Origin of the sequence: Labrys methylaminiphilus subsp. lupini (assembly GCF_051161885.1) — a bacterium.
In the GTDB taxonomy this organism is placed as follows: Bacteria; Pseudomonadota; Alphaproteobacteria; order Rhizobiales; family Labraceae; genus Labrys.
Genome location: NZ_JBMDIH010000001.1, coordinates 2,689,703 through 2,714,909 on the forward strand (window position 1 = coordinate 2,689,703; position 25,207 = coordinate 2,714,909).

The 25,207-nt window shown below is 63.1% G+C and carries 21 protein-coding genes and 1 tRNA gene; 6 read left to right on the forward strand and 16 right to left on the reverse strand.

Features of this window, described 5'->3' with window-relative positions:
* Positions 1-314: 314 nt before the first annotated feature.
* From chvE to ACN6KF_RS12730, 14 genes are all read right to left on the reverse strand, one after another.
* On the reverse strand, positions 315-1,379 hold the full coding sequence (chvE, locus tag ACN6KF_RS12665) for a multiple monosaccharide ABC transporter substrate-binding protein (RefSeq protein ID WP_434957167.1): 1,065 nt from the start codon (positions 1,377-1,379) through the stop codon (positions 315-317).
* A gap of 175 nt (positions 1,380-1,554) precedes the next feature.
* On the reverse strand, positions 1,555-2,586 hold the full coding sequence (gene tdh, locus ACN6KF_RS12670; protein WP_434957168.1) for an L-threonine 3-dehydrogenase: 1,032 nt from the start codon (positions 2,584-2,586) through the stop codon (positions 1,555-1,557).
* Positions 2,587-2,589: 3 nt separating this feature from the next.
* Positions 2,590-2,934: a type II toxin-antitoxin system prevent-host-death family antitoxin gene (locus tag ACN6KF_RS12675; protein WP_434957169.1), complete on the reverse strand. Its 345-nt coding sequence runs from the start codon at positions 2,932-2,934 to the stop codon at positions 2,590-2,592.
* 45 nt (positions 2,935-2,979) lie between these two features.
* Complete coding sequence (locus tag ACN6KF_RS12680) at positions 2,980-4,176, reverse strand: glycine C-acetyltransferase (protein ID WP_434957170.1); 1,197 nt, start codon at positions 4,174-4,176, stop codon at positions 2,980-2,982.
* A gap of 175 nt (positions 4,177-4,351) precedes the next feature.
* Positions 4,352-5,272 carry a polyphosphate kinase 2 gene (ppk2, locus tag ACN6KF_RS12685; protein ID WP_434957171.1) on the reverse strand — a complete coding sequence of 307 codons (921 nt, stop codon included), beginning with the start codon at positions 5,270-5,272 and terminating at the stop codon, positions 4,352-4,354.
* Positions 5,273-5,413: 141 nt separating this feature from the next.
* A complete protein-coding gene (locus ACN6KF_RS12690) occupies positions 5,414-7,012 on the reverse strand; it encodes a GMC family oxidoreductase (protein WP_434957172.1) in 1,599 nt (532 codons plus the stop codon).
* Positions 7,013-7,195: 183 nt separating this feature from the next.
* Positions 7,196-8,047 (reverse strand): metallophosphoesterase, encoded by an 852-nt coding sequence (locus tag ACN6KF_RS12695; RefSeq protein WP_434957173.1) that lies wholly within the window; start codon positions 8,045-8,047, stop codon positions 7,196-7,198.
* 289 nt (positions 8,048-8,336) lie between these two features.
* Entirely contained in the window at positions 8,337-9,233 is an 897-nt protein-coding gene (locus ACN6KF_RS12700) for a metallophosphoesterase (protein ID WP_434957174.1), read from the reverse strand.
* Between the two features lie 175 nt (positions 9,234-9,408).
* Complete coding sequence (locus ACN6KF_RS12705; RefSeq protein WP_434957175.1) at positions 9,409-10,794, reverse strand: class II 3-deoxy-7-phosphoheptulonate synthase; 1,386 nt, start codon at positions 10,792-10,794, stop codon at positions 9,409-9,411.
* A 251-nt stretch (positions 10,795-11,045) separates the two neighbouring features.
* Entirely contained in the window at positions 11,046-12,248 is a 1,203-nt protein-coding gene (locus ACN6KF_RS12710; protein ID WP_434957176.1) for a tetratricopeptide repeat protein, read from the reverse strand.
* Positions 12,249-12,464: 216 nt separating this feature from the next.
* Entirely contained in the window at positions 12,465-13,826 is a 1,362-nt protein-coding gene (gene gor, locus ACN6KF_RS12715; RefSeq protein ID WP_434957177.1) for a glutathione-disulfide reductase, read from the reverse strand.
* A 244-nt stretch (positions 13,827-14,070) separates the two neighbouring features.
* Positions 14,071-14,715 carry a DUF2059 domain-containing protein gene (locus ACN6KF_RS12720; protein ID WP_434957178.1) on the reverse strand — a complete coding sequence of 215 codons (645 nt, stop codon included), beginning with the start codon at positions 14,713-14,715 and terminating at the stop codon, positions 14,071-14,073.
* Between the two features lie 17 nt (positions 14,716-14,732).
* Positions 14,733-15,431 (reverse strand): ribose-5-phosphate isomerase RpiA, encoded by a 699-nt coding sequence (gene rpiA, locus ACN6KF_RS12725; protein ID WP_434957179.1) that lies wholly within the window; start codon positions 15,429-15,431, stop codon positions 14,733-14,735.
* A 157-nt stretch (positions 15,432-15,588) separates the two neighbouring features.
* A complete protein-coding gene (locus tag ACN6KF_RS12730; RefSeq protein WP_434957180.1) occupies positions 15,589-15,942 on the reverse strand; it encodes a hypothetical protein in 354 nt (117 codons plus the stop codon).
* A gap of 197 nt (positions 15,943-16,139) precedes the next feature.
* Here ACN6KF_RS12730 and ACN6KF_RS12735 point away from each other — a divergent pair, with 197 nt between their 5' ends.
* The 3 genes from ACN6KF_RS12735 to ACN6KF_RS12745 all read left to right on the forward strand — a co-directional run bounded on the left by ACN6KF_RS12735 (position 16,140) and on the right by ACN6KF_RS12745 (position 17,396).
* The gene (locus ACN6KF_RS12735) at positions 16,140-16,838 is read left to right on the forward strand and encodes an HAD family hydrolase (RefSeq protein ID WP_434957181.1); all 699 of its coding nucleotides are present in this window, start codon (positions 16,140-16,142) and stop codon (positions 16,836-16,838) included.
* A 13-nt stretch (positions 16,839-16,851) separates the two neighbouring features.
* Positions 16,852-16,926 (forward strand) — tRNA-Val (locus ACN6KF_RS12740).
* A gap of 194 nt (positions 16,927-17,120) precedes the next feature.
* Positions 17,121-17,396: a hypothetical protein gene (locus ACN6KF_RS12745; RefSeq protein WP_434957182.1), complete on the forward strand. Its 276-nt coding sequence runs from the start codon at positions 17,121-17,123 to the stop codon at positions 17,394-17,396.
* A 134-nt stretch (positions 17,397-17,530) separates the two neighbouring features.
* On the opposite strand, the gene ACN6KF_RS12750 is transcribed toward ACN6KF_RS12745, so the two are convergent.
* Positions 17,531-18,469, reverse strand: coding sequence for a DMT family transporter (locus ACN6KF_RS12750; RefSeq protein ID WP_434957183.1), 939 nt, complete (start codon positions 18,467-18,469; stop codon positions 17,531-17,533).
* 97 nt (positions 18,470-18,566) lie between these two features.
* On the opposite strand from ACN6KF_RS12750, the gene ACN6KF_RS12755 reads away from it, so the two are divergent.
* The 3 genes from ACN6KF_RS12755 to ACN6KF_RS12765 all read left to right on the forward strand — a co-directional run bounded on the left by ACN6KF_RS12755 (position 18,567) and on the right by ACN6KF_RS12765 (position 22,771).
* Positions 18,567-19,190 carry a CGNR zinc finger domain-containing protein gene (locus tag ACN6KF_RS12755; RefSeq protein ID WP_434957184.1) on the forward strand — a complete coding sequence of 208 codons (624 nt, stop codon included), beginning with the start codon at positions 18,567-18,569 and terminating at the stop codon, positions 19,188-19,190.
* 174 nt (positions 19,191-19,364) lie between these two features.
* Positions 19,365-20,654 carry a glycerate kinase type-2 family protein gene (locus ACN6KF_RS12760; protein WP_434957185.1) on the forward strand — a complete coding sequence of 430 codons (1,290 nt, stop codon included), beginning with the start codon at positions 19,365-19,367 and terminating at the stop codon, positions 20,652-20,654.
* 257 nt (positions 20,655-20,911) lie between these two features.
* Positions 20,912-22,771 (forward strand): ABC transporter ATP-binding protein, encoded by a 1,860-nt coding sequence (locus tag ACN6KF_RS12765; protein ID WP_434957186.1) that lies wholly within the window; start codon positions 20,912-20,914, stop codon positions 22,769-22,771.
* Positions 22,772-22,965: 194 nt separating this feature from the next.
* Here the strand turns inward: ACN6KF_RS12765 and ACN6KF_RS12770 are convergent, their stop codons facing one another.
* Positions 22,966-25,206: an MGH1-like glycoside hydrolase domain-containing protein gene (locus tag ACN6KF_RS12770; protein ID WP_434957187.1), complete on the reverse strand. Its 2,241-nt coding sequence runs from the start codon at positions 25,204-25,206 to the stop codon at positions 22,966-22,968.
* Between the last annotated feature and the right edge of the window lies 1 nt (position 25,207).

A 25,207-nucleotide genomic window follows, 5' to 3' on the forward strand; every position in this document is an offset into this window, starting at 1 on the left:
CCAGGACGGACCGGGTCTAGAAATAGCCCCTCAGCCGACGTCGAGAATCGAAGCGATCCCAATGGCATCTCTTCTCACCCTCGGAGCATGGCCGAATGCGCGCAGAACCATGCCGCCTGAGGGTGTTTCTTCCCAGCCAAGCTCAGAATTCATAAAAGCTTTCCGATGCTTGTCAATTGGTATTACAATTAGCAAACAGATGTTGCGCCACCGCCCCACAAGAAGGGCAGTGGCGCCTCTGGTCATCGCATGTCAATCCGTCATGCGAACGGGCGGCGTTGCGGTCTCAGGTTACCGCCCAGGACGCAGAACCGTTATTTCAACTGATCTTCCTTGTAATAACCGCTGTCCACCAGCACCTGCTTCCAATTGTCCTTGGTGACCAGCACGGGCTTGAGCAGATAGGTCGGCACCACCTTCTTGCCGTTGTCGTAGCTCTTGGTGTCGTTGATCTCGGGCTTGCCGCCGGAGAGTACGGCATCGACCATGCCGACCGACACCTTGGCCAATTCGCGGGTGTCCTTGAAGATGGTGGAATATTGGTCGCCGGCGATGATCGCCTTGACGGAAGCGACTTCGGCGTCCTGGCCTGAGATGAAGGGGATCGGCTTGTCACCCGAGCCGTAGCCGGCCGCCTTCAGCGAAGCGACGATGCCGTGGGCCAGGGTGTCGTTGGGCGAGAGCACCGCATCGACCTTCTTGTCGGTGTAGAAGGCCGAGAGGAGATTATCCATGCGCGACTGGGCAAGCGAACCGTCCCAGTTCAGCGTGCCGACCTTGTCCATGCCCATCTGCTTGGACTGCACCGCCAGCTTGCCACTGTCGATGTAAGGCTGCAGCACTGACAGCGCGCCATTATAGAAGAAGAAGGCATTGTTGTCGTCCGGCGAACCGCCGAACAGCTCGATGTTGAAGGGGCCCTTGCCGTCCTTGAGGCCGAGAGCGGTCTCCAGCGACTGGGCTTGCAATACGCCGACCTGGAAATTGTCGAAGGTGGCGTAATAGTCGACATTCTCCGAATTGCGGATCAGGCGGTCATAGGCGATGACCTTCACGCCCTTGGCGGCGGCGGCCTTGAGAGCATCGGCCAGCGTGGTGCCGTCGATCGCCGCGATCACCAGCACCTTGTCGCCCTTGGTCAGCATGTTCTCGATCTGGGCGAGCTGCCCCGGAATATCGCCATTGGCATATTGCAGATCGGCGCCATATCCCTTGGCCTGGAGCTGGGTGACGACATTCTTGCCGTCGTCGATCCAGCGTTCGACCGTCTTGTCCGGCATGGCGATGCCGACAGTCCCCTTATCCTGCGCGAAAGCCGGCGTCGCGAGGATACCGGCGGCCAAGGCGCTCGCCAGCCACAGTTTTTGAAACAATCCCATAGTGCCTCCCGATTTAATGAGTTACGTACCTCAATTTTTCGTCATTGCAGCGGCAACCCCTCCACCACAATGGTACGATGAATGATAAATTAGCGCCCGGACGTGTCAATGATCCATGATGGACGGACCTCATGGATCGTTAGCGCTGGCACTCAAGCGGCCGGCTCGGTGCCTATCACGCTCCCCAGTCGAGCACGATCTTCCCGCATTCGCCGCGCGCCATCGTCTCGAAGCCCTCGAGATAATCGGCGACGGCCAGGCGATGGGTGATCACGGGACGGATATTGAGCCCGCTCTGCAACATGGCCAGCATCTTGTGCCAGGTCTCGAACATTTCGCGGCCATAGATGCCCTTAATGGTCAGCATCTTGAAGACGATCTTGTTCCAGTCGACGGCGAAGGGCGTGGCGGGGATGCCCAGCATGGCGATCTTGGAGCCCATCAGCATGACATCCAGCATCTGCTGGAAGGCTGCCGGCGCGCCACTCATCTCCAGGCCGACATCGAAGCCTTCCTTCATTCTCAGGCGGGTCATCACGTCGCGCAGATCTTCCTTGGCGACATTAACCGGCACGATGTCGGCCACCTTGGCGGCAAGGTCGAGGCGGATGGGGTTGATGTCGGTGATCACCACATGGCGCGCGCCGGCATGGCGGGCCACGGCCCCCGCCATGATGCCGATCGGCCCGGCGCCGGTGATCAGCACGTCCTCGCCGACGAGATCGAAGGAAAGCGCGGTATGCACGGCATTGCCGAGCGGATCGAGAATAGCCCCGAGTTCGTCGTCGACTTCCTCGGGCAGCGGCACGATGTTGAAGGCTGGCACCTTCACATATTCGGCGAAGGCGCCGGGCATGTTGACGCCGATGCCCCGCGTGTCGGGATCGAGATGAAAGCGCCCTGCCCGCGTCGCCCTGCTCTTCATGCCGATGACATGGCCTTCGCCCGACACCCGCTCGCCGACCTTGAGGCTGTGCACGGCCGAACCGATCTCGACGATCTCGCCGGCATATTCATGGCCGACGATCATCGGCACCGGCACCGTCTTCTGCGCCCAGGCATCCCATTTGTAGATATGGATGTCGGTACCGCAGATGCCGGTCTTCTTCACCTTCACCAGGACATCGTTGGGTCCGAGTTCAGGCGTCGGCTCATTGTCCGAGAACCACAGGCCAGGTTCGGGTTTGGATTTGACGAGGGCTTTCATCTGTCAGGGCTTTCTTGGGAGGCCTTCAGGCTTGCCAGGAGTTGAGAACGGAAAACGCGGCGGGTTAAAATCGAAATCGGCTCCAGGCTCATCTTGTCGAAGCAGGTCCACGATATTCTGATCAGGACTGCCGTCGCGAATGCGTGAGAGATCGAAATCAGGGGTCGACTCGTCATGCAACAGGTCGAACATGGTGGGACGGATCGGATTTCGGCCGCGATGGCGATCGTAGCCGGTCAGTACAAAGGCAGGCCGACCGCGATGAGTGACAATCAAAGGCTCACGCCGCGCGGCTCGTTTGGCCCTCGCAAGATTGCGCTCCAAGGCCCGACTGGAGATGAACTTCATCGATGACCTCAATATTCCAGGTGGCCACAATCTGTTGTTGTATCATCAGATCACGCCCAAAGCCTTGCCGGCATCGGTGAAGGCGTCGATGGCAAAATCGATATCGGCCTCCGTCAGCCCGGCCGACATCTGGGTGCGGATGCGTGCCCTGCCCTTTGGCACTACCGGGAAGAAGAAACCGGCGACATAGACGCCGCGCTCGTCGAGCGCCCGGGCCATGTCCTGGGCGCGGCGGGCATCATGCAGCATCACCGGGATGATCGGCGTCTCGCCCTGCAAGAGCTCGAAGCCGGCCTTCTCCAGCCCGGCGCGAAAACGCCTGGTGTTGGCGAACAGCCTTTCGCGCAGATCATCGCCTGCTTGCGCCAGTTCGATCGCCTTCATCGAACCGGCCGCGACCGGCGGGGCCAGCGAATTGGAGAACAGATAGGGCCGTGCCCGCTGGCGCAAAAGATCGATGATCGGCTGGCTCGCGGCGACATAGCCACCCATGGCCCCACCAAGCGCCTTGCCCAGCGTGCCTGTGAGGATGTCGACCTTGTCCTCCACTCCGGCTCGGGCGGGCGTGCCGCGGCCCTCGGGACCGATGAAGCCGGTGGCATGGCAATCATCCACCATCACATTCGCCCCGTAGCGCCCGGCAAGATCGGTCAGGGTCTTCAGGTCGGCCAGATAGCCGTCCATCGAGAAGACGCCGTCGGTGGCGATAACGATGTGGCGGGCATTGTCCGCCCGAGCCGCCTGCAGCTGCACCTCGAGATCGTTCATGTCGCCATTGGCGAAGCGATAGCGCTTGGCTTTGCACAGGCGCACGCCATCGATGATCGAGGCATGGTTCAGGCTGTCGGAGACGATGGCGTCTTCGGCGCCGAGCAGCGGCTCGAAGACCCCGCCATTGGCATCGAAGCAGGCGGCGAAGAGAATTGCATCATCCTTGTTGAGATAGCGGGCGATGGTGCGCTCCAGCTCGCGATGCAGGGTCTGCGTGCCGCAGATGAAGCGCACCGAGGCCATGCCGAAGCCATGGCCGTCCATTGCCTGCTTGGCGGAGGCGATGATCTCGGGGTTGTCGGCCAGACCCAGATAATTGTTGGCGCATAGATTGAGCATCGGCCGACGCCCGGCTTCATTAGCCACCTCGATGCGGGCGCGCTGCGGGCCGGCGATCTCGCGCTCGCTCTTCCACAAGCCATCCTTGGCAATATCAGCCAGGGTGGATTTGACATGATCGACGAGCGACATCGGACGGCTCCTTGCACCTGTTCGGGTTCACAGGCCTAAGCCAAAACCGGCCGCGCTTCAAATGATGAGATCATGCCAAAAGCGGATGGCGCCCCGCTTCGGCTGGCTGCGAAGCGAGGCGCCATGATGGCAGGCGATGTCCTGCAATTATCGCCGGAATTCAGGGCAAGACGCTTCAGAAGGCTTTCGGCACATACATTTCCAACGGCACGGGATGGCGCACATAGTCCTCATGCCGCTCGCGCTCCGGCAGATTCACAGGCGGACGCTCCACCTCGCCATAGGGAATCTGGGTCAGCAGATGACTGATGCAGTTCAGGCGAGCGCGCTTCTTGTCAACAGCCTCGACCACCCACCAAGGTGCCTCCGGAATATGGGTGCGCTCCAACATCACTTCCTTGGCCCGGGTATAGTCTTCCCAACGCCGGCGGGATTCGACATCCATCGGGCTCAGCTTCCACTGCTTGAGCGGATCCTGGATGCGCATATTGAAGCGGAACTCCTGCTCCTCGTCGGTGATCGAGAACCAGTATTTCAGCACGAGGATGCCCGAGCGCACCAACATGCGCTCGAATTCGGGCACCGAGCGGAAGAATTCCTCATATTCGGCATCGGTGCAAAAGCCCATGACATGCTCGACGCCGGCCCGGTTGTACCAGCTGCGGTCGAACAGCACCATTTCGCCGCCGGCGGGCAAATGGGCGGCATAACGCTGGAAATACCATTGCGTACGCTCGCGCTCGTTTGGCGCTGGCAAGGCCGCGACACGGCAGATGCGTGGATTGAGGCGTTGGGTGATGCGCTTGATCACGCCGCCCTTGCCGGCTGAATCGCGCCCTTCGAAGATCACCACCACACGCAATTTGTGGTGCTGAATCCAGTCCTGCAGCCGCACCAGTTCGTGCTGCATGCGAAAAAGCTCGCGGAAATAAAGCCTGCGATCGAGCGTATCGCCGCCCTCTGCGTCGGGCACGCCTGTCAGGATACGATCCAGGCGCGCCTCCTCCAGCTCCAGTTCCAGTTCCTCGTCATAGCCGTCGGCGATCTCCTGCTGGATACGTTCGAGGTTGGCTCTGCTATCCGCTGGCGTGATCATGCGAATACTCCTTGCGCGAGGGGGCTGGTCCATGGTGCTGGATCGTCGTCCGGACGCATAAGCCCAGACTATGATGAAGCCCGTAGTGCAGGAATATTTCAGTTATGTGACATGGGCGATAGGCGCTTCTCGCAGAGTGCCTCAGCCTGCCTTCAGCCACTCCACCGCGCGATGGGCGATGGCCATCACCGGGGCATTGGTATTGCCGCTGACAATCTCTGGCATGACCGAGCAATCGAACACGCGGAGGCCTTCGATGCCGCGCACGCGCAACTGGGAATCGAGGACCGCCATCGGGTCATCGTCCCGGCCCATGCGCGCTGTACCAACCGGATGATAATTGGTCTTGACCATGCGCTTGCAATGGGCGTGCAGATCGGCATCGGAGACCTTATCGGCTCCGGGCAGCATTTCGTGGGAGATCTTCTCCTTGATCGGCGAGGCCGTGAGGAAGGAGCGGGCAAAACGCAGACCCGCTATCATCAGGCGGATATCCTCCGAATGTTTCAGGAAGCCCCCGTCGACGACCGGTGGCTCGAGCGGATCCGCCGAGCGCAGCTTCACCGTTCCCCGCGATTTCGGCCTGAGCAGGCAGGTGGTGAAGGTGACGCCGTCACAGGCGGCGACATCGGTGACGTCGCGGTCGAGATAGACGGTCGGCACACAATAGATCTTCAGGGAGGCGTCAGCCTCGGCATCGTCAGGATTGGTGAAGACGCAGGCCTCCACCCCCGTGGTCGTCACCGGCCCCTGCTTGCGCAAGAGATAGTCCAGGCCATTGCGGATCATGTTCCAGCCCTTGTCCTGACCGAAATAGCCATAGCGGCCGTTGGAGGCGGCGATCACCGGCACCTCGCAGTGATCCTGCAGATTCTCGCCCACGCCCGGCAGGTCCGCCTTCGGCTTGATGCCATGGCGCAGGAGCTGATCGGCCGGGCCGATGCCCGACAGCATCAGGAGCTGGGGGGTGACGTAGGTCCCGGCGGCGAGAATTACCGTGGCGGCGGACGCCCTGCGGGTTTGCCCCTCCTCGACATAGTCCACGCCGGTGCAGCGGTTACCCTCGATAACGAGGCGCGTCACGATCGCCTCCGTGGCGATGGTGAGGCGTTCATCGTCGCGCACCAGCGGCAGAAAGGCGTCCACTGCCGAGCAGCGGCGCTTGCGCACCGGATCCATGGTGCCCTGCATGAGGCCCACCCCGCGCTGGCGCCCGGAATTGAAGTCGGGATTGAGCGGTTCGCCCAATGACGGCAGCGCTTCGAGGAACGCCTTCGTCATCTCGCAGGTATAGAGCGGCCTGGTGACCTTGAGCGGACCGGTGGTGCCGTGCACCGGCGTGGCGAGGTCGGCGTTGCCCTCCATCGCGATGAAATGCGGGAGGATATCGGCATAGCGCCAGCCCTCCGCCCCATAGTTCTCCGCCCAATTGTCGTAATCACCAGGCTGGCCGCGCATATAGACCATGGCGTTGACAGAGGAACCGCCGCCGAGCACCCGCCCCTGCGGCACGATGGTGGCGCGCCCATCGAGCTGGGGCTGGCGCTCCATCCTGTGCATGGTGAGATAGGTGTCCTTGGCAAGATATTTCATATAGCCGGCGGGCATATGCATGATCGGGTTCATGCTCGCGGGGCCGGCTTCCAACATCAAGACGCGCTGGCCGAGATCGCGCACGAGCCGCATGGCGGTGACGCAGCCCGACGAGCCGCCGCCGACGATGATGGTGTCGTAAGTCATTGCAAATCCGAACCCGTGCCAATTGTCTGACGAGTTCGTTGTGTTTCACAACTTTGCGGGGAGCGCAAACAGATTAGACTGCCGGCGCCGCCCCTGCCCCTAGAACAAAGCGCGTTCGCGCACGAACGCCTGTTTGCTCTAGCTCTTTGTTTCGACGCGTCTTTGCGATTCTTGCCGATAACGTCAAATCTCAAAACGCTTTAGCGTGATCAGCACGATCTCGGGCGGCACGCCGAAGCGTACCGGCAGGCCGGTCATGCCGAGCCCCCCCGAGACGATGAGGTGGCGATCCTCCTCGATGACATGACCATAGGCAAATCGCTTGCCGAAGCGCGAGGGAACATGAAGCACCCCGACACCGGGCAGGACCACCTGTCCGCCATGGGTATGGCCGCAGACCGTCAGCGCGATACGATCGGGCACATCGACGAAGATATCCGGTTCATGCGCCAGCAGGATCGCCGGTGCGTCGTCGCCGATTTTGGCGAGAGTGCCCGGCAGATCATCCAGGCCGTAATTGCCGTCACCCAGGCCGAGCAGCCAGAACGGCCGCCCATCCTTGGTGAGGCGCAACGCCGCATTCTCCATCACCTGGATGCCATGGGCCTTGAAGGCACGGCGGACATTGTCGCCGTCATGCCAGCCGATATCGTGATTGCCGAGCACGGCATGCACGCCGAGCGGCGCGCGAAGGACGGAAAGCGCCCTGGCGCACTCCGACATCGGCACGAAGGAACCGACACCGAAGCGCCCCATGCCGGCCTCATAGTCGCCTGCCAGCAGCACGATGTCGGGCTTCAGGGCGTTGGTCGTCAACGCGATCTGCTCGATATGGGCGGGCGTCATCCAGGGATTGATGGCGTGGATGTCGGCGAGCACGGCAATGCGCAGCGTCGGGCCGCCCCTCCATTGGCGCGGCGCGGGCTGGTACTGCGTCGCCAATAGTCGCCGCGGCTCGACGCCGAAGGCATAGCCGCCGAACAAAAGAGGCGTAGCGAGGCCGGCCTTGAGGAGGAAATTACGTCTGGTGAGCATGCGGAACCGTGGGGTATTTCAACGAGCGGCCACATACTGACGCCTCTTTGTGGCGCTGCAGCAGCAGCGATATGCAGAAGCGATGGAAAGAAGGCGCATTCGTCGTGGGTGTGACGAGCGAAGTACGGGCCTATGACTACAGTCATAAACTCGTTACTCGGCTGTCGTTGCGAGCGTAGCGAAGCAATCCAGAAGCCGCGATTGCCATGTTTCTCGACCCCTGGATTGCTTCGCTTCGCTCGCAATGACGTAGGAAGATCGCCTGGAAATCAAGATTCCGACCGTAGTGCTATGCTGCTGGTGAACCTCCTGCCCCCAGCGTGATAATCACGATCTCCGGCGGCACGCCGAAGCGTACCGGCAGGCCGGTCATGCCCAAGCCACCGGAGACGACGAGATGACGATCGTCCTCGACGATATGGCCGTAGACAAAGCGCCTGCCATAGCGTGACGGCACGCCTCGCGAGCCATAGAAGGGGATGCGAACCTGCCCGCCATGGGTGTGCCCGCAGATGGTGAGGGCAACACGGCGTCCGCGGTCGAGCATCGGCAGTTCGGCAAAGATGTCCGGCTCATGGGCCAGGAGGATCGCCGGCGAGCCATCGCTCATTTGGGCCAGGGTGCCCGGCAGATCGTCAAGCCTCCTGAGATGGATTCCGCCCCATTGGTCGCCCAGGCCGAGCAGCCAGAAGCCCACGCCACCCTTTTCCAACCTGACCGCCTCATTCTCCAGCACGGGAATGTCGAAAGCGGCGAAAGCGCGCCGAACGTTGTCGCCGCCCCTGCCCCTCCGCCCCAGATCATGATTGCCGAGCACGGCATGCACACCCAAAGGCGCTCGAAGCAGCGAGAGCGCCTTGGCGCAGTCCTCCATAGAGACATAGGAGCCGATGCCAAAGAGCGGCATGCTGGCCTCGTAGTCACCGGCCAGCAGCACGATGTCCGGATCGAGTGCGTTGGTCGCCCGCGCAATGCGCTCGATATGAGAGGAACTCATCCACGGATTGATGGCATGGATATCCGCCAGCACGGCGATCCTGAGCATCGATCCGGCAGGCCAGCCCTCCGGCACGACCCGATAGCGGGTAACCACCAGGCGTTGAGGCTCGACGCCAAAAGCGTAGCCGCCGAAGAGGAACGGCGTTGCGAGACCTGCCTTGAGCAGGAAATGGCGTCGGGAGAGCATGGCGATCCATGGTTGCCTTCGGGAACGGCAACCATGGCCCACGCCTGTGATGCATCGATCGCATCGACATGCAGCGTCGAAGGAAAATCCGCGGAATCACCGCTCGTTGAAGATGCCGCTTTTCTGGGATCCCAGGCAAACATGTCTGCCTGGGAAGAGGCCCGGCGTCCTCGCCTTACTCGGCCGCGATGATGCTCGGCTTCACCTGGCCTGAGCGTTCCTTCTTGACGAGATCCGCCACCATGAAGGCAACCTCGATGGCCTGTTCGGCATTGAGGCGCGGATCGCAATGGGTGTGGTAGCGGTCGGCGAGATCGGCCTCGCTCACGGCGCGGGCGCCGCCGGTGCATTCGGTGACGTTCTTGCCGGTCATCTCAAGATGCAGGCCGCCGGCATAGGTGCCCTCGGCCTGGTGCACGGCAAAGAAGCTCTTGATCTCGCCGGTGATCTGGTCGAACGGCCGGGTCTTGTAGCCGTTCATCGCCTTCACCGTGTTGCCATGCATGGGGTCGCAGGACCACACCACCGAACGGCCCTCGCGCTTCACGGCGCGGATGAGCTCCGGCAGATGCTGCTCGACCTTGTCGTGACCGAAGCGCGCGATCAGGGTCAGGCGGCCCGGCTCGTTTTCGGGGTTGAGGATGTCGATCAGCTTGATCAGTTCGTCGGGCTTGAGCGAAGGGCCGCATTTCAGGCCGATCGGATTCTTGACTCCACGGAAGAACTCGATGTGCGCGTGGTCGAGCTGGCGCGTGCGATCGCCGATCCAGACGAAGTGGCCCGAAGTCGCGTAGGGATCACCCGAGGTGGAATCGATGCGCGTCATCGCCTGCTCATAGCCGAGCAGCAAGGCCTCGTGGCTGGTATAGAAATCGGTGATGCGCATCTCCGGATGAAGCTCCGGATCGATGCCGCAGGCGCGCATGAAGTCGAGCGTCTCGGTGATGCGCTCGGCCAGCGCCTGATATTTCGAACTCTGCGGCGAGTCCTTGACGAAGCCGAGCATCCATTGATGCACATGGGCGAGATTGGCATAGCCGCCGGTGGCGAAGGCACGCAGCAGGTTCAGCGTCGCCGCCGACTGGCGATAGGCTTCGAGCTGGCGGCGCGGATCTGGAATGCGGGCCTCGGCCGTGAATTCGGTGCCGTTGACGATGTCGCCGCGATAAACGGGCAGCTCGATCTCGCCGACCTTTTCGGTGGGCGCCGAGCGCGGCTTGGCGAACTGGCCGGCGATGCGGCCGACCTTCACCACTGGCGAGGAGCCGGCAAAGGTGAGCACCACCGCCATCTGCAGGAAGACGCGGAAGAAGTCGCGGATGTTGTCGGCGCCGTGCTCGGCGAAGCTTTCGGCACAGTCGCCCCCCTGGAGCAGGAAGGCCTCGCCGGCCGCAACCTTGGCGAGCTGGCGCTTGAGCTTGCGGGCCTCGCCGGCAAAGACGAGCGGCGGGAAGGTGGCGAGCGTGGCCTCGACGTCGTTGAGAGCCTTTTCGTCGGGATAGGCAGGCGACTGCTGAATCGGCCTGGAACGCCAGCTCTGCGGTGTCCAACGCTCGGACATGAGTATACTTCCTGTTCTCAGGGCGAACCGGCTATAGCCGCCCCGCACGACTACGATACTTTCACGAGGCCGGCGTTTTCCGGCGAAGGCCGGTTCTATACGCGCCCGGCAAATAGAAAACCAGCGTAAAGCCGCGGTTTTCAGTTCCATTTACGAAATCTTCGAGCAAATTTCGGCAGTTTCCGACAAATCGCAGGGCGTGTCCGATACCAAGCCGCGTCGAGATCGGCTTTTCTCGGGAAGCCCTACCCTCAACTCTCCCGCCCCGCCAGGATCTTGAGTGCTTTCAAGGTCTCCCGATTGAGCGTGCCCCTGGTCGTGCCGCTGTAGAGGCCGCGATCGACCAGGATCGACTGTACCTCCATGCGGGTATCCAGATTCCAGGCGCCCCAATGATCGGTGAGCTGGTTGAAGCTGTATTCGTTGCCGGCAGCGAGCGCCCGCATCAGCCACAACGCCGCCGCCTTGCCGTCGGCCGGAATGCCCGTGCCATTGGCATAGGCAAAGGCAAGGCCCGCCATGCCGTCTGTATTGCCGCGATCGGCGGCGAGCCGGTAATAGGTCACCGACTTGGCGTCATCCTTGGGTACCCCGTCGCCGCTAAGATAGGCATAGGCGATTTTCACCAGGGCATCGTCGTCACCCTGGTCGGCGGCTGCCTGGAACAGCGCCACCGCCTTGGCGCCGTCCTTCGGCACGCCCTGCCCGCTCTGATAAGCCAAAGCGAGATTGCGTGCGCCAGCCGGGTCGCCCTTGTCGGCGGCCGCCTGGAACTGCCGGGCCGCCTCGGTGAAATCCTGCGTGACGCCCTCGCCGTCCCGATAGAGAAAGCCCAGATTGACATTGGCGGTGGCCAGCCCCGCCTCCGCCGCTTTCTTGTAGAGTGCCAGGGCTTCAACCGGATCCACCTTCACGCCGCGCCCGACCTGATATTGATAGGCCAGGGAGTTGAGGCAATCGGCATCGCCCTTGTCGGCGCACAGCTTGAACAGGCGGTTTGCCTCGGCGTCATTGCTCGGAGTGCCGACGCCATCGCGCTCGCGCACGCCCGCCGAGAAGGCGGCGATCAGGCTGCCGAGATCGGCCGCCTTGCGATAGGCATCGAGAGCAGCCTGGTCATTGCCGAGCTTTTCCTGGGCCCGGCCGAGCTGGAACTGAAAGCGCCCAACAGCAGGATAGCGTCTGACGGCCTCCTGGCAACGTGCCAGGGCCAATGTGCCGTCGAGCGTCTCCATGGCGACGCCATCCACCAGTTTCTGGCTGTCTTCGGGACTGGTGGCCAGGCGATCGCAATCGGTGATGGCCTCTTCCGACTGGGGTTGGGCGGGCACAACGCGCAAGGGAGAAACATGCCGCCCATGGGGCGGGGTGAGATTGAGTGCCGAAGCCGTGTTCGCCAGCAGAATCATGCTGGCCGTCACCACGCCGAACATTGCCAAAGGAGCCCGCATCATGCCCTCCCCGAACCGCCTGCCCTACCGCCCGTATGCGACTGGCCTTGGGTCAGGTCCCGCCACAGAGCAGGGCCGGCAACCTGCAACCGGGCAAAGCGTTCTCGCGATTTACGCGATTTAACGGAGTTGCCACGAATCGCAAAGACGCGTCGAAACAAAGAGCCAGAGCAAAAGTGCGTTTTCGTCAAAATGCGCTTTGCTCTGGTAAAGACCAGCTTAGCGGACGGGGGTGCGCAGCGTCACCAATTCCTCGGCCGCGCTCGGATGCAGCGGCATGGTGGCATCGAAATCAGCCTTTGTCGCGCCCATCTTGACACTGATCGCCAGCAGTTGGGCCATTTCGGCAGCCCCCTCGCCCACGATATGCACGCCGAGAATTTTGTCGGTCACCTTGTCGACCACCAGTTTCATGAAGACGCGATCGCCGCTGCCCGACAGGGTGGCCTTCATGGAGCGGAACGAGGTCTGGAAGATGGTGACACCGCCTCCGCATTTGGCACGCGCCTCATCCTCGCTCAACCCGACAGTACCGATTTCCGGGGTCGAGAACACGGCCGTCGGCACAAGGCGATGGTCGGCGAGCCAGGGCTTATGGCCGAAGACGCTATCGGCAAAGGCATGGCCTTCGCGAATGGCGACGGGGGTAAGATTGATGCGGTTGGTGACGTCACCCACCGCCCAGATTCCCGGCGCTGTGGTGCGCGACTGGTCGTCGACCGCGATGGCGCCGGCGGTATTGACCTCGACCCCCACCGTTTCGAGACCGAGCCCCGCGGTATTGGGCCTGCGCCCGGTCGCCACCATGATCTCGCCGACATGACGCGTCTGGCCGTTGGTGAGAACAACCCGCCGCCCGCCAGCCTTGTCCGCCTCGATACGTTTGAGATCGGTGCGGATCAGGACCTCGATGCCGGCTGCGCCCATCGCCTCCGTCAGTACCCGGCGGACGTCGTCGTCAAAGCCACGCAGGATCGCCTCGCCGCGATAGACCAGGGTCACCTTCACGCCGAGACGCTGCAGCAGGCAGGCGAACTCGACCGCGATGTAGCCGCCACCGACGATGATCATCGTCTCAGGCAGGGCCGGCAGGTCGAAGACTTCGTTGGAGGTGATGGCAAGATCCGCGCCCGGCACGTTCGGCTTGACCGGTGCTCCGCCAGTCGCGATCAGGATCCGGCCGGCGGTGAAGCTGCGTCCGCCATCGAGCTGGATGGTATGCGGCCCGGTGATCTTGGCGCGGCTCGGGAAGGTCGCGACCGAGGATTTTTCCAGATTGGCCGAATAAGCGCGCTCCAGCCGGGTGATCTCGGCTTCCTTGGCGGCGACGAGCTTGGGCCAGGAAAATTCGGCCTGGGGTACCGTCCAGCCAAAGCCGGCCGCCTCGCGGAACTCGTCGGCGAAGCGGCTCGCCAGCACATAGAGCTTCTTGGGTACGCAGCCGCGGATCACGCAAGTGCCGCCGACCCTGAACTCTTCGGCGACAGCGACCCTGGCACCGTGGGAGGCCGCGATACGGGCCGCACGCACGCCGCCGGATCCGGCGCCGATCACGAACAGATCAAAGTCGAATTGCGACATGGTACCCGCCTGATTTCCGGAGCAAAGCGCGTTCACGCCGAACACCGCCTGCTCGAACTCGTCGTTTCCAGCCAAACCAGCGGATTGGCCACAGCGTCTTTGCGATTCTTGCCGATTCCGGCAAATCGCCCCCTTCGTGCCCAGCCGGCTGGTAAAGGCCTACGGAGCGTTCGAAGGAGGCCTGAACGTAAGAAGCGGGACTGATGTGATCAATCCCGCTTCCCGACAATGCTGATATTCGGATTTATTGGGCCGGTGCAGCGGGCTTATCGGCTGCGGCCGGCGCATCACCGGGCGCGTCGGTCGGCGACGGGCCGAGCTTGCCGCCCTTCTTCTCCACCTCTTCGCGCACCCGCTTCATCACCCCGTCCTGCAGATCGCGCGTCCAGCCCTGCACCACCGGCATCGAGTCGCGCAGGATGACCTGCTGCTGGGTAGCGAGCTTCTTGCCGACCGGGCTCTCATAGAAAGTGATCAGCTGCTTGAGCTCGTCCTCGCTGAAACGCGTGGTGTAGAACTTGGCGAGGCTGTTATCGAGCTCGCCCCGCCTCTTCATGAATTCGGGTACCAGCGAGATCGCGGCCTCGTTGATGATCTGGCTGAGCTCGGGACGCTGGCCGGCATAGATGGCGGTCGCCTGCTGCAGATATTGCGGAATGATGTCGTCGAAACCGACGGTGAGGCCGGAAGCCTTCAGAAACTGCACGGCCGTCGCCAATTGCTCGGGCGTGGGCTGGGCGGTATTGCCCGTGGGCACCTCGGCCGTAGGCGCCGGCGTGGCATTTTGCGCCGAAGCCGGCAGCACAGCAGCGCTTGCAAGCAGTCCGGCGACCATGGCGGCGGCCAAGACGCGGACCTGCCCACAAACATGGCGTTGACGAAGCATCATGGAACTCCCATCACAAATCAGGCTGGCCCGATGAAGCGGACTCCCGAAGAGCCGGCGACGTAAGCGCCCTTGGCATATCCGAGAAACAGTCCGTGTTCGACGACACCGGGAATGGTGGACAGGCCCGCCGCCAAGGCAACGGGATCGGGGATCTGTTGAAAGTGGCAATCAAGAATGTGGTGCCCGCCATCCGTGACGAAAACAAGGCCATCGGACTGCTGACGCAGGCGCAATTCACCGGAAAGTCCAAGTTTTGCGGCAATATGCTCGACTGTCGCCCGGGTTGCGCCGAAACCGAAGGGAATGACCTCGACCGGCAGCGGAAAGCGCCCGAGCATCGGGACGACCTTGGATTCGTCGGCGATCACCAGCATCGAAGCCGCCGCCGCGGCGACGATCTTCTCGCGCAGCAACGCGCCGCCACCGCCCTTGATCAGCCCGAGAGCCGGACCGATCTCGTCAGCCCCATCGACGGCCAGATCGAGTTCGGGCGTCTCGTCGAGCGTGGTCAGGGGAATGCCGAGGCTCTTGGCCTGATCGTGGGTGAATTCGGATGCCGGCACACAAATGACATCAAGCCCGTCGCGTACCTTCTCGCCCAGCAGGTCGACGAAATGCTTGGCCGTCGAGCCATGGCCCAGGCCCAGCCGCATGCCACTTTCGACATGGGCGAGCGCGGCTCGGGCTGCTTCGCGCTTCATGTCGTCAGGGTTCATGGCAACCTTGTGCTGTTCGGGTTATCGGGTGGGGGTTATAACGGCTTTGCTGCCGATTGCATCAGTTAAGTTTGAGAAGCAAGGGGCTAGACACAAGGAAAATCGGCCCCACCCCTTCTACCAAGTGAGCCGGCCATGCGCCGATTGCAGCCTTTGCCTATTTACCCGGCGGCGTGCAGATGACCTGATCCTTCCAGACATAGCACACGCTCATCGTACCGGTGCGCTGTTCCACCCGGAACACCGAACTCTCGCGCTCATGGCTGGAGGCGATCAGCGTGTAGTCGCCGGGCTCCTGCTTGCCGGCCCCTTCACCGGCCGGAAAACAAAGGGTGACGCCGGTGTTGTCCTCCTTGACGCCATATTGGCAGGCTCCCACCTCGCCGGTCAGCCGGTCGACCCGGTAGATCCGGTTGAGGTCCTTTTGCGGCGCCGCGACGAAGACATAGTCGGCGGCAAGCGCGGGACCGGCGGTGAGAAGAAGGGCAGCAAGGCCTAGCGAACTCTTCATGATGACTGGCTCATCGTTTCCTCGGCGGAGCACATCGTCCCGAATGCCTGGGGCGTCGTGTCACACGCCCTAGTCAGGCGTGATCGAAGCCGGTTACATTCGTATCGACGATAGGGTCCTATCTCGAATCGTGAATTTTCGAATCTCCGCTTGCCACCCAGACATGGCATTTTCCAGACCAAGCCGGAAAGAACAGCATGATGCAGCCGCGGACAGCGATCTTCGATCTCGACGGAACATTGGTGGACAGTGCCCGCGATCTGATGGGAACGCTGAACTTCATCCTGGCCCGCGAAGGGCTGCCCGCCCTGCCGGTCGAAAAAGCGCATAGCCTCTTGGGCGCCGGTGCCCGTGCCCTGCTGGAACGCGGTTTTGCCGAATGCGGCCAGACCATCGAACCCGCCCGCATGGATGTGCTCTATGGCGACTTCCTCGACTATTACGGCGAGCATCTGGCCGATGAGACGGTGGCCTTCGACGGTGTCGAAGAAGCCTTGCAAACGCTCAAGGCACGAGGCTGGGTGCTCGGCGTGTGCACCAACAAGGTCACCGAACATTCGGTGCGCCTGATCGAAGCCTTGAAGCTGGCCCCCTATTTCAGCGCGATTTGCGGGCGCGACGCCTTTGCCTGGTTCAAGCCCGATCCGCGCCATCTCACTCTCTCGATCGAAGCCGCCGGCGGTGATCCCGCCCACGCCATCATGGTGGGCGACAGCAAGACCGACATCGATACGGCGCTGCGTGCCGGCCTGCCCTCGGTCTGCGTGGATTTCGGCTATACCGACATTCCTGCCACCCAATTGGGGGCAACACGCGTCATTTCTCACTTCGATGAACTGATTTCTGCGATCGATGCGATTACCGGCTTGACAGCGCAGCCGGCTTTATCCAAATAGGCCTTCCCTTCGGGGGCGCGTAGCTCAGCGGGAGAGCACTCCCTTCACACGGGAGGGGTCACAGGTTCAATCCCTGTCGCGCCCACCATTCAAAACTCCGCAAGTCCATCGCCCGGTAGCTGTATTCATCGCCCTGTTTTAAGGGTCGGTGCAATGGATCAATTTGCGGGCCTGCCTCGATATACATCGTCATCCCATGCGGAACTTTCTCCCTGCCCATGCGTTCAATCGAGCGTTTCGATCAAATGCGTGTTTTTCGTTTCATTTCGACAGGAGAGGCCCATGAGATTTCTTATTGCCGCCGCCATCGCCCTAGGCGCCACCTTTGCCCTCGCCGGGCCTTCCTCAGCCATGCCTGTGTCTCAGCCGGACAATCCCTCGCTCGTGCAGACCGTCAGGGACCGGACCTGCAACGCCCCGTCCCGCACTGCCCGCTGCAAATGGTATGGCATGCCGGGCGTGCATCGCGGGCCGCGCTGGCTGCGCCAGCATGGCGGTGAAGGCTATCGGCATCGCCATCACCAGCGCCGGCATTATCGCCACCATCGGCGGACCTGACCTTTCTCAGGGACTCCGACGAAGCCCTTGACTGGAGCAAAGTGCGATTTACGCCAATTGCACTTTGCTCCAACTTCCTGTTTTGACACCTTTTCCGATCCGAGACGTCCGAGCTAAAGGTCCGCCCTGGCTCTTCAGTTCGTGGCGGGTTTCAGCTGCGATTTTGGCTTGGGCTCGGCCATCGCCAAGCCAGCCCCTGCCAGCATCACCGCCATGCCGAGCATGTCGAGCAGGTGAATCTGTTCGCCGAAGCAGACCATGCCGAGCAGCACGGCGATGATGGGCGAGACGAAGGCATAGGTTCCGGCCCGCGTGGCGCCGATCTCCCTGAGAAGCGTCATGTAGATGGTGTAGCCGATCAGCGAGCCAAACAGCACGAGAAACAGCCATCCCGCCCAGGCCGCTGCGCCCCATTGTCCCGCCAGGGCAGGAATTGCCCCCGGTTCGCCGGCGAGCGACAGGCCCAGCAGCAGCAGGCCGCCGAAGAGAGTGGTGCTGGCGGCCACGAAGGTCGAGGAGTAGAGCCGCAGCAAGGGACGCGCGACCACCGAACCCCATCCATAGACCACGGCCGCCCATGATACCGCCGCCGCCCCTGCCAGACGCAACCCCGCGCCATCGCCCGCCGTAACGGACCAGTTTCGAAGCGCAGTCGGCCCGAACAGGATGGCCAGTCCCACCACTCCGAGAACCAGGGCACCGAAACGCCGCCTGTCGAAGCTTTCTTCCCGCAGTCCGAGCGCAAAGGCCATCAGCGCGATCGGGGTCAGCGACATTTCGAGCACGGCCGCCGTGCCCGAATCGACATGCGCCACGCCCCAAAACAGCGCCGCGTAACACAGCGTGATCATCAGCAGGCTGGTGGTCGCGAGGCGGGGCAGGTCCTGCCATGCCAGTCGCGGCAATCCTTCACGCCAAGTCGCGAATCCCAGCAGAAGCACGCCGGCAGCGATGAAGCGGGTTCCAGCGAACAGCAAAGGCGGCACCGCCTCCACGCCGGCCTTGATGCCGATCCAGGTGGTTCCCCAGATCACACAAAGAACCAGGAACAGCAGTGTGGTGCGGCTGGGCATGGTGAAACCTCCGTCGACTTGTTGTAACGGTTATATATCATTATAATCGTTACAATGCACCCTTGAGTTTCGAGCCTGGGCGCTGGAAAGTGCGAAGATGAGCCAGAACAAGACCATTGCCGCCGCCCGCCTCGTCGGCGGACATCCGGCCTTGGACTTCGTCAACACGGTCGACGCGTGGCGCGATCGATGGGGGCCGGACCTGCTCGTCTCCTATGACGACCTCCTCACCTGGGCCGAACGTGTCGACCTCATCGATTCGGCCCTTTCGGCCCACCTGCGGCACCAGGCCGATACTGAGCCGGCCGAGGCGGACGCGGCGTTGATGCGGGTCCGAGCCCTGCGCACGACGTTGAGAAATCTCTTCCTCGCCGAAACCATGGGCGAAGCGGCACGCGAGGAGGATGGCGCTCGCCTCAATGGCGTGCTGCGGAGCGCCAACCATCAGCGCGAATTGCGTCTGGTCGCCGGCTCTTTCGAATGGGGATGGCGCGAGGGCGAGGATCTCGACGCGATTCTCCATCGCATCGCCTTCGCCGCAGCCGACCTGCTCACCAGCCGCAACGGACGCCGGGATGTGCGGGAATGCCATGGCATCAATTGCGGCTGGCTGTTCCTCGACACCTCGCGCGGCGGGCGCCGGCAATGGTGCTCGGAAGAGGCCTGCGGCACCCATATGCGCGTGCGCCGCTTTCGAGAAAGAGGCGGCCCGAGATCCTGACCGCCGGCGGATTTTAAATTTACCGCCAATGGGCTGGCTTCACCGCGGCTCCATGGGTTAAGGGACATGGCAAGCCATCGCCGCCAAGACATCGCGAAGGTAGACGCAAGAACAAGTATGGAGCACGACGCGTTTTCTCATCCGCGTCCTGCCGCGAGGGAGCCCGAAGCCGCAATGCCTGACCGTGTCGATGCCCGCCGCCAGACTCTCGACGCCATTTTCACGGGAGCGGTCGCCGCGTCCCATCCGGCAGCCTTCCTGCCACAACACCTGCCGCCACCGCCCACCGCGGGACGTCTGATCCTGCTCGCTGCCGGCAAGGCAGCCGGCAGCATGGCTGAGATCGCCGAGGCCCATTACACCGCACTCGGCATCCCAGCCGACCGCATCACCGGCGTGGCGGTGGCCCGTCATGGCTATGGCCGCCCTCTCAAAACCCTGCCGATGATCGAGGCCGGCCACCCCGTACCGGACCAGGGCAGCATCGACGGCGCCGAGCGTGCGCTCGCCTTGGCGGCCGAGGCGGGCGAGGACGACCTCGTCCTGGTCCTGCTCTCGGGTGGCGCTTCCGCCAACTGGGTGGCACCCGCCGGCGCCCTCACCCTGGACGACAAGCGCGCCATCACCCGCCATCTGCTGCGCTCCGGCGCCGCTATCGGCGAGATCAACGCCCTGCGCAAACGCCTGTCGCGCATCAAGGGTGGGCGCCTGGCCCAGGCCGCCTACCCGGCTCGTCTCCTCACCCTTGCCGTCTCGGACGTGCCGGGCGACGATCCCGCCGTGATCGGATCCGGCCCCACCGTGCCCGATCCCGTCAGCAATGCCGAGGCCCTCGCCATTGCCGAACGCTTCAACACGCCTCTCGGCGCCGCCCGCGCCCTCTTCGAGGATGCCGGCAACGAGACACCCAAGCCGGGCGACGCCGTGTTCGCCCGCAGCGAGTTTCGCATCGTCGTCACCCCCGGCGACATGATCGCGGCGGCGACCGCCCTTGCCGAGCAGCATGGCTACGAGCCGGTCGTGCTCGGCGCCAATGTCGAGGGCGAGGCCCGGCAGGTCGCAGCCGACCAGGCCCGGCAGGCGCGCGCGCTGAAGGCCTCCGGCCGCCGAGCCGCCCTGATCTCCGGTGGAGAGTTGACGGTGACCATCACCGGCAAGGGTCGCGGTGGCCCGAACCAGGAATTCAGCCTGGCCCTTGCCCTCGCCCTCGACGGCGAAACGGGTATCAGCGCGCTCGCCGCCGACACGGACGGCACCGATGGTGGCGGTGGTCTCGCCACCGATCCGGCCGGCGCCATCATCGACGAAACCACGCTCGCCCGAGCCCGCGCTGCCGGGATCGATCCGGCCACCTATCTTGCCGACAACGACTCGACCGGCTTCTTCGAAGCCATCGGCGATCTCGTCGCACCCGGCCCGACCTTTACCAACGTCAACGACCTTCGGGTCATCCTGGTGGGCTGAGGCAGGAAGCGCTGGTCGTCCCGTGCGCGCTGCGACACGCAGTGTCGCGGTGCAGACACGGGACCCCCTGGGGATAAATCATCCCCACCCTCTTGCGATCCCGGATCTGCGAAGCGGCACTACGCGCCGCATCGCGTCCGGGATGACGAGGCCCTCCCCACAGCAAGAAGGCTGGCGCGACTCGTAATTTGACCTGAAACTGGTGATTTGGTGTCGCTTCGAAGCGATTCCGACATTGTTTCAAGGTCATATTTTCGATGTTTGCGCGCTTATTCCGGTTTTTCGAAAGCCGCATAGATGTATTCGCCGCTTTCGACGAGCATGACACGCCCCCCACGGGGGTGTGGCGTTTCATGTGGCATCACCTCAAGCCTGTAAAGGGCTGGCTCCTCGCCATCATGGCGATCGAACTGGCCTTCAGCGGCGTGGAGGCCGGCATCTATCTGATGGTCGGCTGGTTCGTGGACCTGCTCAACAAGGGATCGCCGCAGACCCTGCTGCAGGATCATGGCCTATTGCTTGCCGGCGCCCTGTTCGTGGTGCTGTTCCTGCGGCCGGTCCTGTTTTTCGTGACCCAGGCCGTCACCAATCTGATCGTGGTACCGCCACTCACCAACCAGATCCGCTGGCGCAACCACATCTACACGCTCGGCCATTCGCTCACCTATTTCCAGAACGATTTCGCCGGGCGCCTATCGGCGCGCGTGATCCAGGCCGGACAATCGATCCGCTCGGCCATCATCGCGGTGATCGGCGACCTCTGGTATGCCCTGGTCTTTGCCGGGGTCACCATCGGTTTTTTCGGCTCGGTCGATGCCTGGCTGGTGCTGCCCGTCCTCGTCTGGCTGGCAGCCTATGCCACGCTGCTCTCCTTTTTCGTGCCACGCGCTCTGAAGCGCTCGGAAGCCAATTCCCTCGGCCGCTCAACCACGACAGGCCGCATCGTCAATTCCTACACCAACATCCTCACCGTCAAGCTGTTCGCCCGTTCCGATCTCGAACGCTCGGCGGTCAAGGAAGCACTCAAGCGCTGGAACGAGAGCTTCCTCGACCTGATGCGACTGATCCTCGGCGCCAGCTTCGTCCTGCAGGTGCTCAACAGCCTGCTGCTGGTGGTCATCGCCGGCATGATCCTCGTGCTGTGGAGCCAGGCGAGCATGACGGCCGGCGCCGGCGCGGCGGCCCTCACCTTGGTGCTTCGGCTGATCCAGCTTTCGGGCTGGTTGATGTATCTGATCCGCGACGTCTTCGAGAATATCGGCGCCGTGCAGGAAAGCATGCTCACCATCGCCAAGCCGCATGACCTCGTCGACGCCCCGGATGCCGCCACACTCTCGGTGCCTCGCGGGGAAATCGTCTTCGAGCATGTCCGTTTCGGCTATGGCGGAACGCTGCCGGTGTTCTCGGATCTTTCGCTCACCATTCGCGCCGGCGAGAAGGTCGGCATCGTCGGCCCGTCCGGCGCTGGCAAGTCGACGCTCGTCAACCTGCTGCTGCGCCTCTATGCGATCCAATCGGGTCGGATCCTGATCGACGGGCAGGACATTGCCGGCGTCACCCAGGACAGCCTGCGCCGGCATATCGGCGTGGTGACGCAGGACAATTCGCTGCTGCATCGCTCCATCCAGGACAACATCGCCTATGGGCGTATGGAAGCGAACCAGGATGCCATCGAGGATGCGGCGAGGCAGGCCGCCGCGCATGATTTCATCGTCACGCTGGGGGACCAGGATGGTCGCGCCGGCTATAAGTCGCGCGTCGGCGAGCGCGGCGTGAAGCTCTCCGGCGGGCAGCGCCAGCGCATCACCATCGCCCGCGTGCTGCTCAAGGATGCGCCCATCCTGGTACTGGACGAAGCGACCTCCGCGCTCGATTCAGAGGTGGAGGCAACGATCCAGGGCCAGCTGCGCCGCCTGATGCATGACAAGACCGTGCTGGCCATCGCCCATCGTCTGTCGACGATCGCGGAACTCGACCGGTTGATCGTGCTCGATGGCGGCCGCATCGTCGAACAGGGGCGGCATGAGGATCTGATCGAACGCGACGGCCTCTATGCCAGGCTGTGGCGACGCCAGTCCGGCGGCTTCCTGGCTTTGGAAGATAGTTCGGCAGCCTGAGGCAATGTCGAAAAAAATGCATTCGTCATCCCCGGCTGAGCCGCTCGCGAGCGCAGCGAGAGAGGGCGAAGGGAAGGGGATCCAGGAGCCGAAGGGAACAGCCCTTGGCCCCTGGATCCCCTTCCCGGGATCTTTGACCCCGCCGGGGATGACAATCCGTTCGATTCAATTATCGAGGAACGGCTCCTCCAGCCTCATGGCTGCATTGACTTGATTGGCGCACGCCACCGCAGCTCGAAATCCACCGCCCTGGCACTCGCGGGAAGGCTAACCCGGAGGCCGCCCTCCTCCGTGGTTGCAACCACCTCGCCGTCGAGGCTCGCCTGAGGCTTCATCCCGGCGTGAAGATGCGGGAAGCGCAGGGAGCATGCTCTTTCCAGCGGCGGCAGGCGCAACGATATCGCACCGGCAGCAATCGAGAGCTGGCAGATCCGGCCGGCGACATCGGTGTCCAGCAGAGTGCGCTCGCCCTGGATCAGGCTCAGGCGGCCCTGCGAAACAGCGAGGCGAACCTGTCCCATCGGGCTTGCGAAAGGCCCGAACTCGCCCTCCGAACCCGGATTGGCGATCTCCCAGCCATGCCAGGGCGTGACGTCGGTCACCGCGGCGATGCCGAGCTTGGCCATCAGCGCCCCCCAACTGTAGAAGCGCTCGGTGTCAGGCTGGTCGAGCGGCTCACCCGTCTCGGCATTGTAGTTTTCCGGGCAGATGCGGCGGCTTTCCCAGACGGAGCGGAACAGGGCGAAGCTGCGCTGCGCCAAGACCGCAGCCCTGTCGTTCAGCCCGTAGCGGCGCAGCCCGTGATAGACGAGATAGTTGAAGGGCGGCCAGATCCGGCCGCGCCAATAGGAATTGTCGCCGAAGGCAGGATCCGCACGGCTGACGCCGGGGATGACCGGGTCACCGCCAAAGGCCATTGGATCGTCGAGATGCTCGCACAACCGGCCGACCTGCTCGGGCGTCGCGGCGCCGGCGAGCAGAGGATAGAAACTGGTCGGCGCCAGGCTTTTCACGAACCCACCACACCGGCGATTGGCGAAGATGCCACGCTCGCCATCCCATAACGTCTCGCGAATACGAGCTTTCGTGGCTTCGGCGCGAGCGAAATGGGCAACCGCCTCCGCCTCATGCCCCAGTTCCGCGGCCATCAAGGCGAGCATTTCGGCATCGAGGGCCAGCAGGCTGTTGAGGCCGACATCCCAGCTATCGAGCGTGCGCGTGACTTTGTCGTAGCAGGCCTCATCGTGGACAGGCGAATTGTCCATTGCCGATTCATTGCGGGCCCCGAAATGGGTGCCCTTGTAGAGACCCTCGCCCACATCCGAGGTGCCGAAGGAGGCAAGGCCCGTCCCGCCCGGATCGCGTTCTCGCCACCACCAGGCATGATTGCGGGCCAGCGTGGCATAGGCGTCCTCGATTAGGTCTCGGGCGCGATGGCGCAGATAGAGTTGCCAGACCACGAAGCCGCCGATGGGACTTTGGCTGCGATCGACCCAAGCATCATTCGCCGTCAGCAGGCAGGGCAGATTGCCCTGCGGCGTCGCGCCCGAAAACACGGCAGCGAGATTATCGCGCGCCAGGCCGGCATCGAGCTCGCCGGCCATCAGGGCAGCATAGAACTGGTCGTTCAGCCAGACGCCGAAGCCGCCGAATTTCCCAAGGTCCCAGTTGCGGCTGATGGCGGTATAGGGGCGCTGGTTGATGCCGTCCCAGATCGTGTTCCAGGCGACGACGTCGCGCAGCGCCGCCAGCGCGACGGCGGGCTCGCCATCCGGTTGGGGCGGCACCACCTCAGGCCGCGCCAGCAGGGCCCGCGCCTGGGTGATCGCAAGATCCTGCCTGTCGGCAATCGCGAGTGCGAAGCGATTGTCGCGCATCATTTCCAGGTTGAAGCGCAGCACGAGGACCGGCGCCGCCTCGGCCCGGGAAGCGGTATGGAAATAGCCGTGCGTTTCGTAGTCCTGCATCGCGTCGGCGAGGCAAGCGTGGCCGGTCACCTGCACGGCTGGTTCCTCGCTGACGAGCGCCGCGAAGCGGTGCCCGACACGGATGATGGCAGCGCCGTGCGTTTCGTCGAAACGAACCTCCTCCCCGTTATCCGACGAGAGGCAGAGATTGATCCAGAAGCGCAAACCCCATTCGCCGGTCTTGGCCGTATGCCAGCTGCCTGTAAGGCTGAAGGGATCGGGTTTGGTGTAACGCCAGTCGAGGGTGGTTCCGGCGTGGGAGAGTTGGAGCTCCACCAGCGAGGCATCGAGGGCGTGCCGCCCCAGCGCGAGGGCATCGCCCGGCTCGAACAGGCAGGCCTTGCCCGTGCTGGCCGCGAAGGCAAGCGGGGTGAGCCGGAGGCCGAGCGGCAGGAACACCATTTCCGCCGGCCGCGACGACCAGCTGTTCCAAGCGCGTTCGAGAGGAATGTTGAGGCTTACCGGCATG

What these genes read in the sequence shown, in the direction of transcription:
- ACN6KF_RS12700 (WP_434957174.1), bottom strand. Translation starts at nt 9,233, where the DNA reads ATGCTCTCCCGACGCCATTTCCTGCTCAAGGCAGGTCTCGCAACGCCG.
- rpiA (WP_434957179.1), bottom strand. Translation starts at nt 15,431, where the DNA reads ATGAACCCTGACGACATGAAGCGCGAAGCAGCCCGAGCCGCGCTCGCC.
- chvE (WP_434957167.1), bottom strand. Translation starts at nt 1,379, where the DNA reads ATGGGATTGTTTCAAAAACTGTGGCTGGCGAGCGCCTTGGCCGCCGGT.
- ACN6KF_RS12690 (WP_434957172.1), bottom strand. Translation starts at nt 7,012, where the DNA reads ATGACTTACGACACCATCATCGTCGGCGGCGGCTCGTCGGGCTGCGTC.
- ACN6KF_RS12680 (WP_434957170.1), bottom strand. Translation starts at nt 4,176, where the DNA reads ATGTCGCTCGTCGATCATGTCAAATCCACCCTGGCTGATATTGCCAAG.
- ACN6KF_RS12765 (WP_434957186.1), top strand. Translation starts at nt 20,912, where the DNA reads ATGTTTGCGCGCTTATTCCGGTTTTTCGAAAGCCGCATAGATGTATTC.
- gor (WP_434957177.1), bottom strand. Translation starts at nt 13,826, where the DNA reads ATGTCGCAATTCGACTTTGATCTGTTCGTGATCGGCGCCGGATCCGGC.
- ACN6KF_RS12745 (WP_434957182.1), top strand. Translation starts at nt 17,121, where the DNA reads ATGAGATTTCTTATTGCCGCCGCCATCGCCCTAGGCGCCACCTTTGCC.
- ACN6KF_RS12735 (WP_434957181.1), top strand. Translation starts at nt 16,140, where the DNA reads ATGATGCAGCCGCGGACAGCGATCTTCGATCTCGACGGAACATTGGTG.
- ACN6KF_RS12730 (WP_434957180.1), bottom strand. Translation starts at nt 15,942, where the DNA reads ATGAAGAGTTCGCTAGGCCTTGCTGCCCTTCTTCTCACCGCCGGTCCC.
- tdh (WP_434957168.1), bottom strand. Translation starts at nt 2,586, where the DNA reads ATGAAAGCCCTCGTCAAATCCAAACCCGAACCTGGCCTGTGGTTCTCG.
- ACN6KF_RS12760 (WP_434957185.1), top strand. Translation starts at nt 19,365, where the DNA reads ATGCCTGACCGTGTCGATGCCCGCCGCCAGACTCTCGACGCCATTTTC.
- ppk2 (WP_434957171.1), bottom strand. Translation starts at nt 5,272, where the DNA reads ATGATCACGCCAGCGGATAGCAGAGCCAACCTCGAACGTATCCAGCAG.
- ACN6KF_RS12755 (WP_434957184.1), top strand. Translation starts at nt 18,567, where the DNA reads ATGAGCCAGAACAAGACCATTGCCGCCGCCCGCCTCGTCGGCGGACAT.
- ACN6KF_RS12750 (WP_434957183.1), bottom strand. Translation starts at nt 18,469, where the DNA reads ATGCCCAGCCGCACCACACTGCTGTTCCTGGTTCTTTGTGTGATCTGG.
- ACN6KF_RS12675 (WP_434957169.1), bottom strand. Translation starts at nt 2,934, where the DNA reads ATGAAGTTCATCTCCAGTCGGGCCTTGGAGCGCAATCTTGCGAGGGCC.
- ACN6KF_RS12720 (WP_434957178.1), bottom strand. Translation starts at nt 14,715, where the DNA reads ATGATGCTTCGTCAACGCCATGTTTGTGGGCAGGTCCGCGTCTTGGCC.
- ACN6KF_RS12770 (WP_434957187.1), bottom strand. Translation starts at nt 25,206, where the DNA reads ATGCCGGTAAGCCTCAACATTCCTCTCGAACGCGCTTGGAACAGCTGG.
- ACN6KF_RS12705 (WP_434957175.1), bottom strand. Translation starts at nt 10,794, where the DNA reads ATGTCCGAGCGTTGGACACCGCAGAGCTGGCGTTCCAGGCCGATTCAG.
- ACN6KF_RS12695 (WP_434957173.1), bottom strand. Translation starts at nt 8,047, where the DNA reads ATGCTCACCAGACGTAATTTCCTCCTCAAGGCCGGCCTCGCTACGCCT.
- ACN6KF_RS12710 (WP_434957176.1), bottom strand. Translation starts at nt 12,248, where the DNA reads ATGATGCGGGCTCCTTTGGCAATGTTCGGCGTGGTGACGGCCAGCATG.